10 protein-coding genes are annotated in these 14132 nt (G+C 71.3%); 3 read left to right on the top strand and 7 right to left on the bottom strand.

Translation table 11 applies throughout. The features are described from left to right. Positions 1 to 59: 59 nt before the first annotated feature. Positions 60 to 371: a hypothetical protein gene (locus JFN87_RS19520; protein ID WP_209341713.1), complete on the bottom strand. Its 312-nt coding sequence runs from the start codon at positions 369 to 371 to the stop codon at positions 60 to 62. 52 nt (positions 372 to 423) lie between these two features. Here JFN87_RS19520 and JFN87_RS19515 point away from each other — a divergent pair, with 52 nt between their 5' ends. Next, positions 424 to 1167 carry a TetR/AcrR family transcriptional regulator gene (locus JFN87_RS19515; protein WP_245180409.1) on the top strand — a complete coding sequence of 248 codons (744 nt, stop codon included), beginning with the start codon at positions 424 to 426 and terminating at the stop codon, positions 1165 to 1167. Here JFN87_RS19515 and JFN87_RS19510 read toward each other — a convergent pair. The 3 genes from JFN87_RS19510 to JFN87_RS19500 all read right to left on the bottom strand — a co-directional run bounded on the left by JFN87_RS19510 (position 1158) and on the right by JFN87_RS19500 (position 6077). Next, positions 1158 to 1847 carry a DUF4230 domain-containing protein gene (locus JFN87_RS19510; RefSeq protein WP_209341711.1) on the bottom strand — a complete coding sequence of 230 codons (690 nt, stop codon included), beginning with the start codon at positions 1845 to 1847 and terminating at the stop codon, positions 1158 to 1160. The genes JFN87_RS19515 and JFN87_RS19510 overlap by 10 nt on opposite strands. Positions 1848 to 1898: 51 nt before the next feature. Continuing rightward, entirely contained in the window at positions 1899 to 4106 is a 2208-nt protein-coding gene (locus JFN87_RS19505; protein ID WP_209341710.1) for an ATP-binding protein, read from the bottom strand. A 93-nt stretch (positions 4107 to 4199) separates the two neighbouring features. Next, positions 4200 to 6077 (bottom strand): glycoside hydrolase family 13 protein, encoded by a 1878-nt coding sequence (locus JFN87_RS19500; RefSeq protein ID WP_209341709.1) that lies wholly within the window; start codon positions 6075 to 6077, stop codon positions 4200 to 4202. 237 nt (positions 6078 to 6314) lie between these two features. Between JFN87_RS19500 and JFN87_RS19495 the strand changes: the two genes are divergently transcribed. Next, positions 6315 to 7235 carry a phosphatase PAP2 family protein gene (locus tag JFN87_RS19495; protein ID WP_209341708.1) on the top strand — a complete coding sequence of 307 codons (921 nt, stop codon included), beginning with the start codon at positions 6315 to 6317 and terminating at the stop codon, positions 7233 to 7235. A gap of 457 nt (positions 7236 to 7692) precedes the next feature. On the opposite strand, the gene JFN87_RS19490 is transcribed toward JFN87_RS19495, so the two are convergent. Both JFN87_RS19490 and JFN87_RS19485 read right to left on the bottom strand, forming a co-directional pair. After that, complete coding sequence (locus JFN87_RS19490; RefSeq protein ID WP_209341707.1) at positions 7693 to 10704, bottom strand: bifunctional [glutamine synthetase] adenylyltransferase/[glutamine synthetase]-adenylyl-L-tyrosine phosphorylase; 3012 nt, start codon at positions 10702 to 10704, stop codon at positions 7693 to 7695. A 443-nt stretch (positions 10705 to 11147) separates the two neighbouring features. Then, positions 11148 to 11651, bottom strand: coding sequence for a hypothetical protein (locus JFN87_RS19485; RefSeq protein ID WP_245180407.1), 504 nt, complete (start codon positions 11649 to 11651; stop codon positions 11148 to 11150). Positions 11652 to 12033: 382 nt separating this feature from the next. Here JFN87_RS19485 and JFN87_RS19480 point away from each other — a divergent pair, with 382 nt between their 5' ends. Further along, complete coding sequence (locus JFN87_RS19480) at positions 12034 to 12453, top strand: DUF5959 family protein (protein WP_209341702.1); 420 nt, start codon at positions 12034 to 12036, stop codon at positions 12451 to 12453. 779 nt (positions 12454 to 13232) lie between these two features. Here JFN87_RS19480 and JFN87_RS19475 read toward each other — a convergent pair. Next, entirely contained in the window at positions 13233 to 13919 is a 687-nt protein-coding gene (locus JFN87_RS19475) for a WD40 repeat domain-containing protein (protein WP_307865519.1), read from the bottom strand. Positions 13920 to 14132 lie beyond the last annotated feature (213 nt).

The raw sequence follows: 14132 nt of genomic DNA, 5'->3' as shown, positions 1-14132 counted from the left end.
CGCTCTCCCGACCTGGCGCCGGCGCGCCGCGCCGCGCGCGGCCGCCCGCGCGGCCGGCCTCAGGGCAGCAGCCAGTCCGCCCCGAGTGCGGCCACCAGGACCAGGCCGAGCAGGTACGTGCCCAGCCTCGTCCTGCCGTGGCGGCTGAGTTCGATCACCACTCCGCACACCACCATCGCCAGGCCGTAGACGCCCATCACCAGCACCGAGTGGCGCTGCTCCAGGCGGATCCAGAGCAGGATCGCCATCCCGGCGAGCACCACCCAGCCCATCGTGACCCTGATCATGCGGGCCTGACGTGGCGTCAGGCCCACCGCGACCACCTCGTCGCCCGCGTCCTGCTCCACGTCCTCGTGGTCTGATGAGCTCATGAACCGGGAGCGTAACGGACTTGTGCCGGGCGCCGCCCGTTAGGCTGTTCCCATGACGACGGTGACGACCCCGGCGCCCCGCGGACGGCGCAGGATGGGTGTCGAGGAGCGCAGGCGGCAGCTGATCGGCGTGGCACTCGACCTGTTCGGACGCCGTTCGCCCGAGGACGTCTCCCTCGACGACATCGCCACGGCGGCGGGCATCTCGCGGCCGCTCGTGTACCACTACTTCCCCGGCAAGCAGGGCCTGTACGCCGCCGCGTTGCACCGCGCCGCCGACGATCTCGTCTCACGGTTCGACGAACCGCGCGAGGGGCCGTTCGGCGAGCGCCTGCTACGCGTGGTGAAACGTTTCTTCGACTTCCTCGACGAGCATGGGCCCGGCTTCGCCGCCCTCGTGCGCGGCGCGCCCGCCCACACCGGCACGGGCGGCGCGAGTGCCGTGCTCGACGGGGTGCGCGAGGCCGCTTACGAGCGGATGCTCGCCCACCTCGACGCCTCCCACAACCCGCCGCCGCGCCTGCAGCTCGTCGTCAGGTCCTGGGTGGCGCTCGCCGAGTCGACGGCGCGCGTCTGGCTCGACGGCCGCCGCATACCGCGCTCCGAGGTGGAACTCCAGCTCGTGCACGGCTTCGTCGCACTCGCCGCCGTCAGCGCCTCGCACGACGCCGAGATGGCCGGGCTGCTCGCGCGCGTCCTCGCCGGGGCGCCGTCCGACGGCCCCTTCGGCGAACTCGCCGAACAGCTCGGGCTGCTCGGCGCCGGCGCCGGCGGCGCTGCCGGTGGCTACCGGTAGCTGACGCTGACCGTCGTGAAGCCGAGCGAGTGCAGCAGCCCTTGCAGCATCGCCGTGGTGTTGGTCTCCGCACGCTTGGCCAGCTCGCTGTCCTTCGCCGCGTCCTCGATGTGCCGCGCGGCGAGCTTCGTCACGGCCTGCTCGCTGTCCGGGTTTCCGGAGAACAGGTCGCCGAGCCGGTCGAGCAGCCCGCGCTGCTTGTCGACCGTGTACGAGTGGTCCGGGTCGAGTGCGGGCTTGCCGAGCCGCGCGTGCGGCAGGCGGATCGTCGCCGCCGTACGGTCCGCGTTCGTCGTGACGTCGTCCTTCCCGATCCCCGAGAAGTCGACGTACGAGCTGACGGTGCCGGCGCCCACGTACAGGGTGCGGGTGCCGCGGATCGCGTCGGGCAGGAACTTGGCGTCCTTCTGGAGGTCGACCACGACCTGGAAGTTGCCCTCAGCGGCCTCGTAGCGGTTCAGGTCCTGGATGGACCGCAGCAGTGTCGGCCCCGTCCTGTCGTGGCTCTCCTCGCCGAACAGGCCGCCGAAGCCGGGCAGCAGGTGGATGCGGGTGCCGAGGAACAGCAGCGCGAGTACGGCGACGACCGCGATGAGCGCCTTGCGCCACCGCGGCCCGCGCGCCGCGGGCGCACGGTGTCTGTCGTCTTCCGGCTGAGGCTGCACGTCTGTGGACGTCATACCTGACAGATGTCCCGCGTGGCGCCCTTCACGCGGCCCGGCGGGACCCAATCACGCGGTGCGGCCCGGCAGATGGCCGTCCAGGGCGCGCCCCAGGCCCGTGGTGAGGTCGTCGACCAGGCCGCGGTGGAAGGCCGCCTCGTACGCCGCGTCGCCCGCGGCCTCGCGGGCCCGGCGTTCGCAGGCGGCGCGTACGTCGGCCAGCTCGGGTGTGCCGCGCTGGGGATGGCCGACCGTGCGCCAGAACGCCTGGCCGGTGCCGTACGTGTGGGCGGCGCGCTCCCCCGCGCCCTGGGCGGCGAGGGCGGCGGCGAGCAGGTCGAGGCCGAGTGCCGTGCCGAAGTTGTCGAGCAGCGCGTCCCTGCCGCCCAGCATGGAGCGGGCGTAGCCCTCGGCGTCGTGCGGGTGGCCGGAGAACAGGTGGACCAGGGCCAGCTGGTAGTCGGCGTAGCCGCGGGCCCAGTACTCGCCGCGCTCGGCGCATGCGGCGCGCAGCTCCTCCGCGGTCCGCCGCGCCTCGGTGAATCTGCCGAGCGCGGTCAGCGAGAAGACCTCGACCACATGGCAGCGCAGCCGCGACTGCGAGGTGAAGGGGCCGCCGGGCAGGGCCGCGAGCACCTGCTCGGTGAGCGCGTGGGCGGCGAGCGGGCGGCCCATCATCAGGCAGGTGAGGCCCTGCAGGTAGCAGGCCGACAGCGTCGACTCGTCGCTGCCGTCCCGCCACGCGGCCGCCGCGCACCGCTCGCCGAGCACGCGTGCCCCGTCCAGGTCGCCCTGGAGTACGAGGGTGACGCCGAGCGCCCACAGGGCGCGGGTGCGGTCAGGCTGGGGCTTCGGGTCGGCGGCGAGCGCCCGTTCCAGGTAGAGGCGGGCCTCGTGCAGGTGGCCGCAGCACGTCCAGAAGAAGCCGACGCCGCCCACCATTTCGGTGGCGCGCTCGGGGTCGGTGGCGAGCAGGTGGTTCAGCGCGGCGCACAGGTCCGCGTGCGTGTCGCGCATCCTGTGGTACCAGGCGACCTGGTCGGCGCCGAGCCAGCCCGCGTACGCCTGCCGGACGAGGCCGGCGAAGTGGCGCGCGTGCCGGTCGGCGAGCGCGCCTTGGCCGCCGAGTTCGGCGAGCCACATGTCGCCGTACTCGCGCAGCGTGGCCAGCATCCGGTAGCGGGGGCCGGGCGGCGGCAGGGTCCCGGCCGGCCCGGCGGCGTCGGGGTGCGCGTCGGCGAGGGCCGTACGGTCCCGTTCGGCCGGGTCCTCGACCCCCACGACGGACTGCGCGACGAGCCCGGCGAGCGCCCGCGCGACATCGTCCTCGCCGAGCGGGCCGCCCGCGCAGACGGCGGCGGCGTCCTCGGCGGTGAAGTCGCCGTGGAACACGGAAAGCCGCGCCCACAGGAGGCGTTCGAGCGGGGTGCACAGCTCGTGGCTCCAGCCGACCGCCGTCAGCATCGCGCGGTGGTGGCGTGGCCAGCCCGTCCGGTCGACGAGGAGGCCGAACCGGCCGGGCCCCGGTCCGGGCGCGTCGTCGCCGTCCTCGTCCGGCGCTTGCCCGCCGGCCGGGCGGGCCGGCTCGGTGACGCGGGAGGCGAGGCGGTGCGCGATCTGCTCGACGGTGCTGTCCGCCAGGCGGGCGGTGGCGAGTTCGACGGCGAGCGGGATGCCTTCGAGGATCCGGCAGATCTCGCCCGCCGCCGCGAGCCCGGCGGGGTCGTCGAGCGGGGTGTGCGGCGCGGCGTCCGCGGCGCGGTCGCGGAACAGCCGCAGCGCCTCCTCCTCTTCGCCGTCGAGCGGCAGCGGCGGCACCTCGATCACCCGCTCGCCCCGGATGCCGAGCGGCCGCCTGCTGGTGGCGAGCACGCTCAGTCCCGGCGCCGCGGTGATGAGGTCGGCCACGAGGTCCGCGCACGAGCCCGCGACGCGCTCGCACGCGTCGAGCACCAGCAGCACCCGCTGCCCCGACAGCCGTTCGCACAGCGCCTCGACGGGTTCGCGCAGGGTGTGGTCGCGCAGCCCGACCGCCTCGGAGACGGTGGCGACGAGCATCCGGTCGTACTGGAGCGTGGACAGGTCGGCCCACCGCGCGCCGTCCGTGTAGCGGTCCGCGGCCCGGCGCGCCACGCGCAGCGCGAGCCGGCTCTTGCCCACGCCGCCCGTGCCGGTCAGCGTGACGAGCCGGTTCGCCTCAAGCGACGTGTCGGTCAGTGCCAGTTCGGCCGCGCGACCGACGAAACTGGTCGTCTCGTCGGGGAGATGAACCACCATGGGGCCATTCTGGCCCGGCGCTTGGTGCGCCCGGCTACCGGCGACCGGAAAACGCCACGTCCGTGGCGCGTTCCGTCGCCCTTACGTGGAAGTTCAGTGGGGCTTGCGTGGCTGTTCCGTGGCTGCCCGCGGGCGCGCCGGCGTGAGCGACCACCACACCGTCGTGTCGGGCGGCAGCACCACGGGCTCGCCCGGTGTCACGTTCTCGCCCGGTGTCGCGTGCCCGCCCGACGTCGCGTGCCCGCCCGACGTCGCGTCCGCGCCGTCCTGCGGCGCGGACGACAGCAGCGGCCTGCCGGGGGCCGCCAGCCGTACGGGCCTCGCGGTGGTGTTGGCCGTGCAGACGAAGCCGGGACGCGCGAAGGCCAGGACGCCCTCGGGCGCGCCGAGCCACTCCACGCCGTCCCCCGCGCCGAGGCCCGGGTGGTCGCGGCGCACGGCGAGGGCCGCACGGTACATCTCCAGCGTCGAGCCGGGGTCGCCGGTCTGCGCCTCGACGCTCAGCTCCGGCCAGGACGCGGGCTGCGGCAGCCAGCTGCCGCCGGCGCCGAAGCCGCAGGAACCGCCCTCGCGTGTCCAGGGAATGGGGACGCGGCAGCCGTCGCGCAGGCCGTCCTGCCCGTCGCCGCGGAAGTAGGAGGGGTCCTGCCGCACCTCGTCGGGCAGGTCGGTGACGTCGGGGAGGCCGAGCTCCTCGCCCTGGTAGAGGTACGAGGAGCCGGGCAGGGCGAGCATGAGCAGCGTCGCGGCCCTGGCCCTGCGCAGGCCGAGCGCGCGATCGCCCGGATCGCGGGTCTGCGGGCCCGCCCCGGGGCCCGAGGCGAACCGGGTGGCGTGCCGGGACACGTCATGGTTGGACAGGACCCACGTGGCCGGCGCGCCGACCTCGTTCATCGCGTCGAGCGAGCGGTCGATGACGGCGCGTAGCGCCGCGTGGTCCCACGGCGTCTCCAGGTACTGGAAGTTGAACGCCTGGTGCAGCTCGTCGTCGCGTACGTAGTGGGCGGTGCGCTCCACGGTGGGCGTCCACGCCTCGGCGACGGCGATGCGCTCGCCCGCGTACGAGTCGAGGAGGGCGCGCCAGTCGCGGTAGATCTCGTGGACGCCTTCCTGGTCGAAGAACGGCACGACCTCGCCGGACAGCAGCCGCAGGTGCCCGCTGCCGCCGATGTCGGGCAGGCCACGGGCCTTGACGAGGCCGTGTGCGACGTCGACGCGGAACCCGTCGACGCCCATGTCGAGCCAGAAGCGCAGGACGGACCTGAACTCCTCGGCGACGGCCGGGTGCTCCCAGTCGAAGTCGGGCTGCTGCGGCGCGAAGAGGTGCAGGTACCAGTCGCCCGGTGTGCCGTCCGGGTCGGTGGTGCGCGTCCAGGCGGGGCCGCCGAAGACGGATTCCCAGTCGTTGGGCGGCTGGGCGCCGTCCGTCCCCCTTCCCGGCCGGAAGTGGTAGCGCTCGCGCAGCGGCGAGCCTGGCCCTTCCGCGAGGGCGCGACGGAACCACTCGTGCCGCACGGACGAGTGGTTGGGCACGAGGTCGACGATGACGCGCAGGCCGAGCGCGTGCGCGTCGCGGATCAGCGCGTCCGCGTCGTGGAGAGTGCCGAACGCGGGGTCGACGGCGCGGTAGTCGGCCACGTCGTAGCCGGCGTCCGCCTGCGGCGACGCGTAGAAGGGGCTGAACCAGACGGCGTCCACGCCGAGATCCCTGAGGTACGGCAGCCGGGCGCGGGCGCCCGGGAGATCCCCCATGCCGTCGCCGTTCCCGTCGGCGAAGCTGCGCGGGTAGACCTGGTAGATCACCGCGCCGCGCCACCAGCCGTGCCGGGCGCCGGAGCCGTCCGCCTCGGCGGCACGGGGCGCGAAGGGTTCCGTGGGGGTGCGGGGTTCGGACGGGGCGAGGGGGGCGGGGAGTTCGGGGAGGGCGGGGGGTGCGGCGTCGCGGGCGGAGGCAGCGGGCGGCTCGATCATGTCGTCCCTGTTTCTTCAGGCGCCGGAGGCGTTGGCTTTCCGTGATCAAACGGTAACAGTACGCACACGTGGTCGAGTGTTGCGCGGATGGCGACGTCCGGACTCCCCCGATTCGGCGCTCGTCGGCGCGACATGCCCTCGTTTTGGTCATCGTGTGCCCAAGGTGCGGCAAACGGGTGGTGATCCGGAGCCGCGGGTGATCGGTTCGGTGGAGACCATCTGGCAGACTGCTGTGCCATGGGTGAACCGACCGTGGACAGGCGGACGAGTCTCACGGCCGCACCGTCACCCGTCGTGGACGAGGGGGCGAGGACGGCCGACGCGCGCGCAACGGCGGAAGCACCGACTCCGGTTGCCGGAGGCGCGGCGGCGGCCATGGGGAGGTGGCTGCGCCGCTGCAGGAGGCCGCGCAAGCCGCGCATCTGGTTCGAGGTCCTGCTGATCGCGGTCGGCTACTGGATCTACTCCATGATCCGCAACGCCGTTCCCGAGCAGCGCACCAAGGCGCTGCACAACGCGCACTGGATCTGGCAGACGGAGCACCACCTCGGAATCGCCGTCGAGCAGTCGGTCAACCACGCCGTCAATTCCGTGACGTGGCTGATCGTGGCGATGAACTACTACTACGCGACGCTGCACTTCATCATCACGATCGGGGTGCTCGTGTGGCTGTTCTTCGCCCACCCCGGCCGGTACGCGGCCGCGCGCCTCGTGCTCGCGGCGGAGACCGTCATCGCGCTGCTCGGCTACTACCTCTACCCCCTCGCGCCTCCGCGGTTGCTGACGAATGGATTCATCGACACGGTGGTCGTGCACCACACGTGGGGATCTGACTCCACGGGAGACCTCAAGTCGGTGTCGAACCAGTACGCGGCGATGCCGTCGATGCACATCGGCTGGTCGCTGTGGTGCGGTCTGACGATCTACGCGCTGGCGAAGGCGCCGTGGGCACGCATCCTCGGCGCCTGCTACCCCGTCTTCACCCTGCTGGTGATCGTCTCGACGGCCAACCACTTCTGGCTCGACGCGTTCGGCGGGGTGGTCTGCCTGGCGTTCGGCTACGGCCTGTCGTGCCTGTGGTACGGCACGGCGCCCTACCGGCTGCCGCGGGTGGTCAAGGAACGCGCACCGAGACGCGCGCAACCAGCGGGCGCGTAGCTCGGCGGGCGCCCGGCGGTAGGGTCCGCCCCGCCTGCGAGGCCCGCACCGCGCCGTACGGGCCTCCCCGCCGTGCGAGCTCGTCCGCCGTGCGCGTCCTTGGGCGCCCGGGGTTAGGTGCGCGGCGCCTGCGAGGCCAGCACCGCACCGTGCGGCCCTTCCCGCCGTGCGGGCTCATCCCACCGTGGACGTCCGTCCCGCCGTGCGCCGCGCGTGACGTGCGCGGTGCGCGGCGGGTGACGTGCGCGGTGCCTGTGTCCGGCGGTCCGGATCCGCGGCGCCGCCGCCGTGCGCCCGCCTCGGCACAGGTTCGTTCGGGCACGCCGGGCCGTGCCCGTAAAGGTCCGGACCGCGCGGCCTCGCTCCGTGCGGAGCCTGCCCGCTGCGTGGAGCCGGCCGCCCGCCCGGGCACGGGCGCCGAGCCGCCCGCTGCGGCGGACCTGGCGTAACCCGGCCGTCAGGGCGCCTCGTAGCCGTAGAAGACCTCCTCCATCACAGCCCGCGCCCTGCGCGTCGTGCGCAGGTAGTCGTCCAGCATCTCGCCCACGCGGCCCGGGCCGTAGCCCAGGTAGCGGCCGACGGCGGCCAGGTCCCTGCTCTCCGAGGGGAACGTGTCGCCCGGCCTGCCGCGCACCAGCATCGCGCCGCCGCGCACGCGCGTCGCCAGCACCCACGCCTCGTCCAGGGTCGCCGCGTCCTGCGGGCTGATCAGTCCCGCGTCGCGCGCGGCCGCGAGGGCGCCGCGCGTGCGGGTGGTGCGCAGGCCCGGCACCTCGTGGCCGTGGCGCATCTGGATCAGCTGCACGGTCCACTCGACGTCCGAGAGGCCGCCCCTGCCCAGCTTCGTGTGCAGGTTCGGGTCCGTGCCGCGCGGCAGCCGCTCCGTCTCCATGCGGGCCTTGAGCCGGCGGATCTCGCGCACGTCGTCGTCGGACAGGCCGCGCTCCGGGTAGCGCAGCGGGTCGATCAGCTCGACGAACCGCTCCCCGAGGCCCGGATCGCCCGCCACCGGCTCCGCCCTGAGCAGCGCCTGGCTCTCCCACACCAGCGACCAGCGCCGGTAGTACGCCCGGTACGAGGCGAGCGTGCGGACGATCGGGCCGCTCTTGCCCTCGGGCCGCAGGTCGGCGTCGATCAGCAGCGGCGGGTCGGCCGTCGGCACCTGGAGGAGCCTGCGCACCTCTGTGACCAGCGCCGATGCGGCGACGGCCGCCTCGTGCTCGTCCACGCCGTCCCAGGGCTCGTGCACGAACAGCACGTCCGCGTCCGAGCCGTAGGTCAGCTCGTGGCCGCCGAAGCGGCCCATGCCGATGACGGCGAACCTGGTGGGCAGGGTGTCGCCCCAGCGCTCCCGCACGGCGGCGCGCACGGCGCCCGCGATGGTCGCCGCGTTGAGGTCGCTGAGCGCGCCGCCGACCCGGTCGACGAGCGCACCGCGGTCCGCTTCCACCGGGTTCTCCTCCGTGCCGTAGGAGCCGATGATGTCGGCGGCGGCGGTACGGAACAGCTCCCTGCGGCGCATCCCGCGCGCGGAGGCGACGGCGCCCTCCGCGGCGTCCGAGCGGGCGACCGCCGCGATGATCTCCTGTTCGAGACCGGCGCGGCCGCGCGGCTTCAGCCCCTCCGGGTCGCCGAGCAGCGCGACGGCCTCCGGCGCGCGCAGCAGCAGGTCGGGGGCGAGGCGGCCGGCGGACAGCACGCGCGCCAGGTTCTCGGCCGCGGCGCCCTCGTCCCGCAGCAGCCGCAGGTACCAGGGCGTCTTGCCGAGCGCGTCGGAGACCTTGCGGAAGCCGAGCAGCCCCGCGTCGGGGTCTGCGGAGTCCGCGAACCAGCCCAGCAGGACGGGCAGCAGCGTGCGCTGGATGGCCGCCTTGCGCGTCACCCCGGACGACAGCGCCTCCAGGTGCCTGAGCGCTGCCACCGGGTCGGCGTAGCCGAGCGCTTCGAGCCGCTGGCCCGCCGCCTTGGCGCTGAGCCGGATCTCGCCCGGTGCGAGCTGGGCGACGGCGTCGAGCAGCGGCCGGTAGAACAGCTTCTCGTGCAGGCGGCGCACGACCGCCGTGTACCGCTTCCACTCCCGCGTCAGCTCGGCGACGGGGTCGGTGCGCAGCCCGATGGAGCGCCCGAGGCGGCGCAGGTCGTGGTCTTCGTCCGGCATCAGGTGCGTGCGGCGCAGCCGGTAGAGCTGGATGCGGTGCTCGACCGTGCGCAGGAAGCGGTAGGCCTCGTCGAGCTGGGCCGCGTCCGTGCGTCCGACGTAGCCGCCCGCGGCGAGGGCGCGCAGCGCGTCGAGCGTGGTGCCGCTGCGCAGGGACGCGTCGCTGCGGCCGTGCACGAGCTGGAGCAGCTGCACGGCGAACTCGACGTCCCGCAGCCCGCCGGGGCCCAGCTTGAGTTCGCGTTCCGCCTGGCCGACGGGGATCTGGTCGATGACGCGGCGGCGCATCTCCTGGACGTCGGGCACGAAGTGGTCCCGCTCGGCGGCCTGCCAGACGAGGGGCGCGACGGCGTCCTCGTACGCGGTGCCGAGCGCGGCGTCGCCCGCCACCGGCCTGGCCTTGAGCAGCGCCTGGAACTCCCAGGTCTTGGCCCAGCGCTCGTAGTACGCGAGGTGGCTGCTGAGGGTGCGCACGAGCGGGCCGTTGCGCCCCTCGGGCCTGAGGTTGGCGTCGACAGGCCAGATGGCGCCCTCGACGGTGGTCTCCGAGCAGATGCGCATCAGGTGCGAGGCGAGGCGGGTTGCGGCGCGCAGCGCGGTGTTCTCGTCCACGTCCCGTGCGCCCTCGGGGGGTTCGCCGACAAAGATCACGTCGACGTCGGAGATGTAGTTCAGCTCGCGGCCGCCGCACTTGCCCATGGCGATGACGGCGAGCCGGCAGGCGGCGGCGTCCTCGGGCGCGGCGGCGCACGCGAGGCCGAGTGCGGCGCGCAGGGTGGCCGTGGCGAGGTCGGCGAGCTCGGCGGCGGCCTCGGTGACGGTGGTGGTGCCGCACACGTCGCGCGCCGCTATGGCCAGCAGGCAGCGGCGGTAGGCGACACGCAACTCGACGGCGTCCTCGACGCCCGCGAGTTCGTGCTCGAACTCCGCGATGCCCGGGTGCAGGTCGGCCGACTCGTACGTCGCGAGGACCCGCCAGTCCTCCGGGTGGCGCGCGAGGTGGTCTCCGAGCGCCTCGGACGCGCCGAGCACGCCGAGGAGCCGGTCGCGCAGCGGCTTCGCGGTGATCAGCGTGTCGAGGAGCACCCGCCGCTCCTCGGGTCTCTCGTGCGCCTCGGCGAGCCGTACGAGCCCGCGCAGCGCGAGGTCGGGATCGGCGGTGGCGCCGAGGGCGTCGAGGAGCAGCGGGTCGGCCCTTATCGGGGCGACGGCCGGCATGTCGAGGAACCGCTCGGCGGCGGAGGGGTCGGTGAATCCTTGACGCAGCAGGCGTGTGAACGTGCTGCTGCGGCGGCCCGGCGCCGACGTCATCCCAGGTTCTCCTCGTCCCGTCGTCCGGCAGTGCGCTGTCTCGTCCCGCCGGCGTCTGACGGTCCGGCGTGTCCGCCATGCAAGACGGCGGGTTTGCGGACCGGGATCGAGCCTAGTCCTGGGGGCGCCGGGACGGGAGCCGATGACTTCCGGCCGCGGCGGGAGTCGGCCCCTGCATGACGAACGAGATGACTTCCCTCAGTGACCAAACATCCGGCGTCCGGGTGTCGGAATTTCGGGGGTCACCTAACCGACGAGCCAAACCCAGTGCCCACACCCGAGTAGGTGTAGTCCTTCTCCGTTCCGATGGTGTCGGAGGTCGAGTCCTCCACCGTCTCCGCACGGACTGGGTCATGCCGGGGGAACCACCTCAGGATGGCCATCGAGTGAGCCTCGGTGCGCCCTCGGCGATCCGCTGTCGCTGATCGCCGAGGACCGGCCGGTCACAGCGGTTGCATGACCGGGCGGCCCGGTGGTGGCTCGTGCCGTCGCGACGGGGCGGCGCCCGTCAGGGCGGTGGGGTGTCTTCGGGCCCGGCCGTGCAGCCTCAGCCAGAACGTCTGCAACGACTCGGCGGGGCCGCCCACTTCGAAGCGGTTGCGGACCTTCCCGAGCGGGTTCCACACCCTTCCGTCCGGCATGCGCACTCCCACCGGCTGGCCGAAATAGTCTTGCTCCCTGTCGTCGAAGTCCACCCACACGGCACCCGCCCGGCGCACGAGCACCTCCCCCACATACGCCCCCAGCCCCAGCAGCATCTCTCCTGCCCGCTCCGGGTCGGCTCCGCTCTTGCGCAGCCCGTCCACGACGAAGTCGACGACACGGAGACTTGCCACCGAGTAGTCCAGCGGCAGCCGGTTGCGCGCCGTCACCCGCGCCACGAAGGCCGCCGCGTACGCACGCATCCCGCGCGCGCTCGGCACTCTGTCGCCGTCCGCCTCATCCATGAGCCCCACCCCTCACTCGTTCCTACAGAAGCGTCAAAAGCCCTCCACAATCCGAGCGAACGCCGTCACGCGAGCGACACGGGAAGCCAACATGCCGAATCTCACACCTGGTTGGAGGTTTCGGGTCGGCCGCGGCCGGGACGCCCTGGGACCTGCCCACTGGGAGCCGGAAGGACATCCTGGTCGCCTCCGGTGACAGGAGATACTGTGCGGTGTTGTGTGTCGGGGCGCGCGCTGGTAATGCGGCAGGAACCCGCGCCGGTGCATGCGCTGCTGCCAGCACGCAGGCGGGGAACGGTACGGACAAGGATGAGTGCGGGAAAGCGCATGTCATGCCCGCTCGCCACTGGTCGGACGGTATGAATTTGCCAAAGGAGTACCAATGACTGCCGGACCGCTCGATCTGATTCGTCTGACCGGAGATGGTAACAGCGTCACCCTTCGCGTCACAGGGAGAACGCCGCAACAAGACACATTGACGTGCGAATTTGTGGTTGACACGCCATTTGTGAGTGGAAAGCAGAGCGACTGGTTGTTTCCTTCAGACTTGACCGAGTGGCAGAATTGCCTTGACGCGCTTGATGCGGGGCAGAAAATCGCATGGCGTGAGTATGTGCGAGGTACTGACCTGTCCATCGAACGTGACGAGGAGGGAGAGTACTTCCGAGTCACTGTCAGGGACAAGGAAATGACTTTGACAACGGTGACCGTGACAGTGCCACTGGACGACTCGTGGTTCGACGATGCATACAACCGCCTTGAAAGGGTGCTGAGCATCTGGCCGCTAACCGATAATTACTGAATCTGACGGTTCGACGGAAACAGGCCGGTCTTGCGTGCGGCTGAGGTCGTTCCACGTCCGCCCAGAACCACTCGTACTTGACGCACATGGGCACCCTCGCGTTGGGTGAAGATCTCCATGACCACCGAGAGTTGCGGCCACTATCGAATCGGGCCTTGTGCAGGCCTGTTCCGCTGCTGCCAAGCTGGCGAGCGAGGAGATGTCCACAGGATAAACAGCTACAGAGGTGGCCCCTTATAGTACTGCTGTCGTTCTTTTACCTCGCGAAGCAAGAGTTCACCCGCATATTTCCGGAACTTCGGCCAGTTCTCGGGATATCCGAGCAAGTGGTCAGTGATCCTGATGCTGGCCATCTCGTGAATGGAGGGCCGGCCACTCCCGAGGAGGCACTCCAGGAAGTGTGCGCAACGCTTTGCTAGGTCTTCATCCAACCGGGGTGCGTGCAGAAGCGGAGTCAGGATCCCTTGTGGACGAATACTTCGCTAGCCAGGGCATAGGCCCCCATCTCTGCCGGTGCGCCATCATATGGGGGCGCATACTCCTGCTCTTCCCGCTCCAGAGAAAGGATTGCCTCCCGCTGCTCCGAGAAGAAATCCCAGAGAAGTGTTCGGACGAGTGCAGAATCCGTTGTATGCGCATCTCCGCACCATGAATTCACTGGATCCTGCGTCACAAAATTATGCCCTCTCGAAGGAGCATTCATGCGGAAGTATCCCCTTTGAATTCTACCGCCAAAGGGGGTACTTCCGTCGAATGCCCGGCTAGAAGGCGACCAGCCGTCATACCATGCGGAGGCTGATTTCGCCATCTTCAGTGCCCGTTGCAAGGAGCACACGCCCGTCAGCCTGCACCATCGCGGCAACGGACATACCCGCAGGGGATTCGTCAACGAGGTGGCCGGTCAGGGCGTGCCATTGGCGAACGAGGCCGCTTTCGGACGAGGCGATGATCATCGGTTCGCCTACGACATCGACGGAAACAAGGGAGCCCACCATTTCACCGGTCTCGATGGGCGCCCCGAGAGGCTGCCCAGTAGCCGCGTCCCACCGGTGCAGTACGCCATCGCTATCCCCACAGGTGAGGAGGAAGACGCCTGATTTGGATACCAGGAGGTCGACGTCAAGGATGTCAGCGTTGATCACTTTACTGACACCGAGGAACTCCCCGTTAGCTGCGTCCCATCTACGGACAGTCCCGTCGTCGCTCCCTGATGCGATCAATGTGCCGCGTCCAGGAACAGCTTTAGACGCTACGCACTTGACACTGCTTCGGTGTCCGGCGAGAGGGGCTCCCGCCTTTGTTCCGCTCTCAGCATCCCAACGATGCAGCAGGTGATCGTTACCAGCACCGACGAGCAGAATTTTACCATCGCCCGTCGCGTAAGAATCGAGCCCCCAGATGGTCCCCAGGGCGAGCTCCTCGGTGGCTTCTAGGAGCATTCCCGAGGGCAGATCCCATCGCTGCACCCCACTCTCCGTCGCGGCAGCCAAGATGTTTTTCCCGTTGCAAGTGACGGCAGACAAATCGAAACAGCCGTGGCAGAGTTCTCCCTCATGAGTGGCCCACAGGAGGTCTCCCGAGGTTGCATCCCAGCAGCACAGTCGATTATCGGGACCAGCTGCGCCGGAGATCAAGACCACTCGTTCTGACGACAGTCGGCCGAGCAGAAGTGGCCACAC

The organism is Streptomyces montanisoli (assembly GCF_017813245.1).
Taxonomy (GTDB): Bacteria; Actinomycetota; Actinomycetes; order Streptomycetales; family Streptomycetaceae; genus Streptomyces; species Streptomyces montanisoli.
This window is presented reverse-complemented; position numbering and strand designations above follow the sequence as displayed.

Coding starts and splice junctions, on each gene's coding strand:
- JFN87_RS19505 (WP_209341710.1), bottom strand. CDS start 4,106: ATGGTGGTTCATCTCCCCGACGAGACGACCAGTTTCGTCGGTCGCGCG.
- JFN87_RS19480 (WP_209341702.1), top strand. CDS start 12,034: ATGACTGCCGGACCGCTCGATCTGATTCGTCTGACCGGAGATGGTAAC.
- JFN87_RS19510 (WP_209341711.1), bottom strand. CDS start 1,847: ATGACGTCCACAGACGTGCAGCCTCAGCCGGAAGACGACAGACACCGT.
- JFN87_RS19490 (WP_209341707.1), bottom strand. CDS start 10,704: ATGACGTCGGCGCCGGGCCGCCGCAGCAGCACGTTCACACGCCTGCTG.
- JFN87_RS19495 (WP_209341708.1), top strand. CDS start 6,315: ATGGGTGAACCGACCGTGGACAGGCGGACGAGTCTCACGGCCGCACCG.
- JFN87_RS19520 (WP_209341713.1), bottom strand. CDS start 371: ATGAGCTCATCAGACCACGAGGACGTGGAGCAGGACGCGGGCGACGAG.
- JFN87_RS19515 (WP_245180409.1), top strand. CDS start 424: ATGACGACGGTGACGACCCCGGCGCCCCGCGGACGGCGCAGGATGGGT.
- JFN87_RS19500 (WP_209341709.1), bottom strand. CDS start 6,077: ATGATCGAGCCGCCCGCTGCCTCCGCCCGCGACGCCGCACCCCCCGCC.
- JFN87_RS19485 (WP_245180407.1), bottom strand. CDS start 11,651: ATGGATGAGGCGGACGGCGACAGAGTGCCGAGCGCGCGCGGGATGCGT.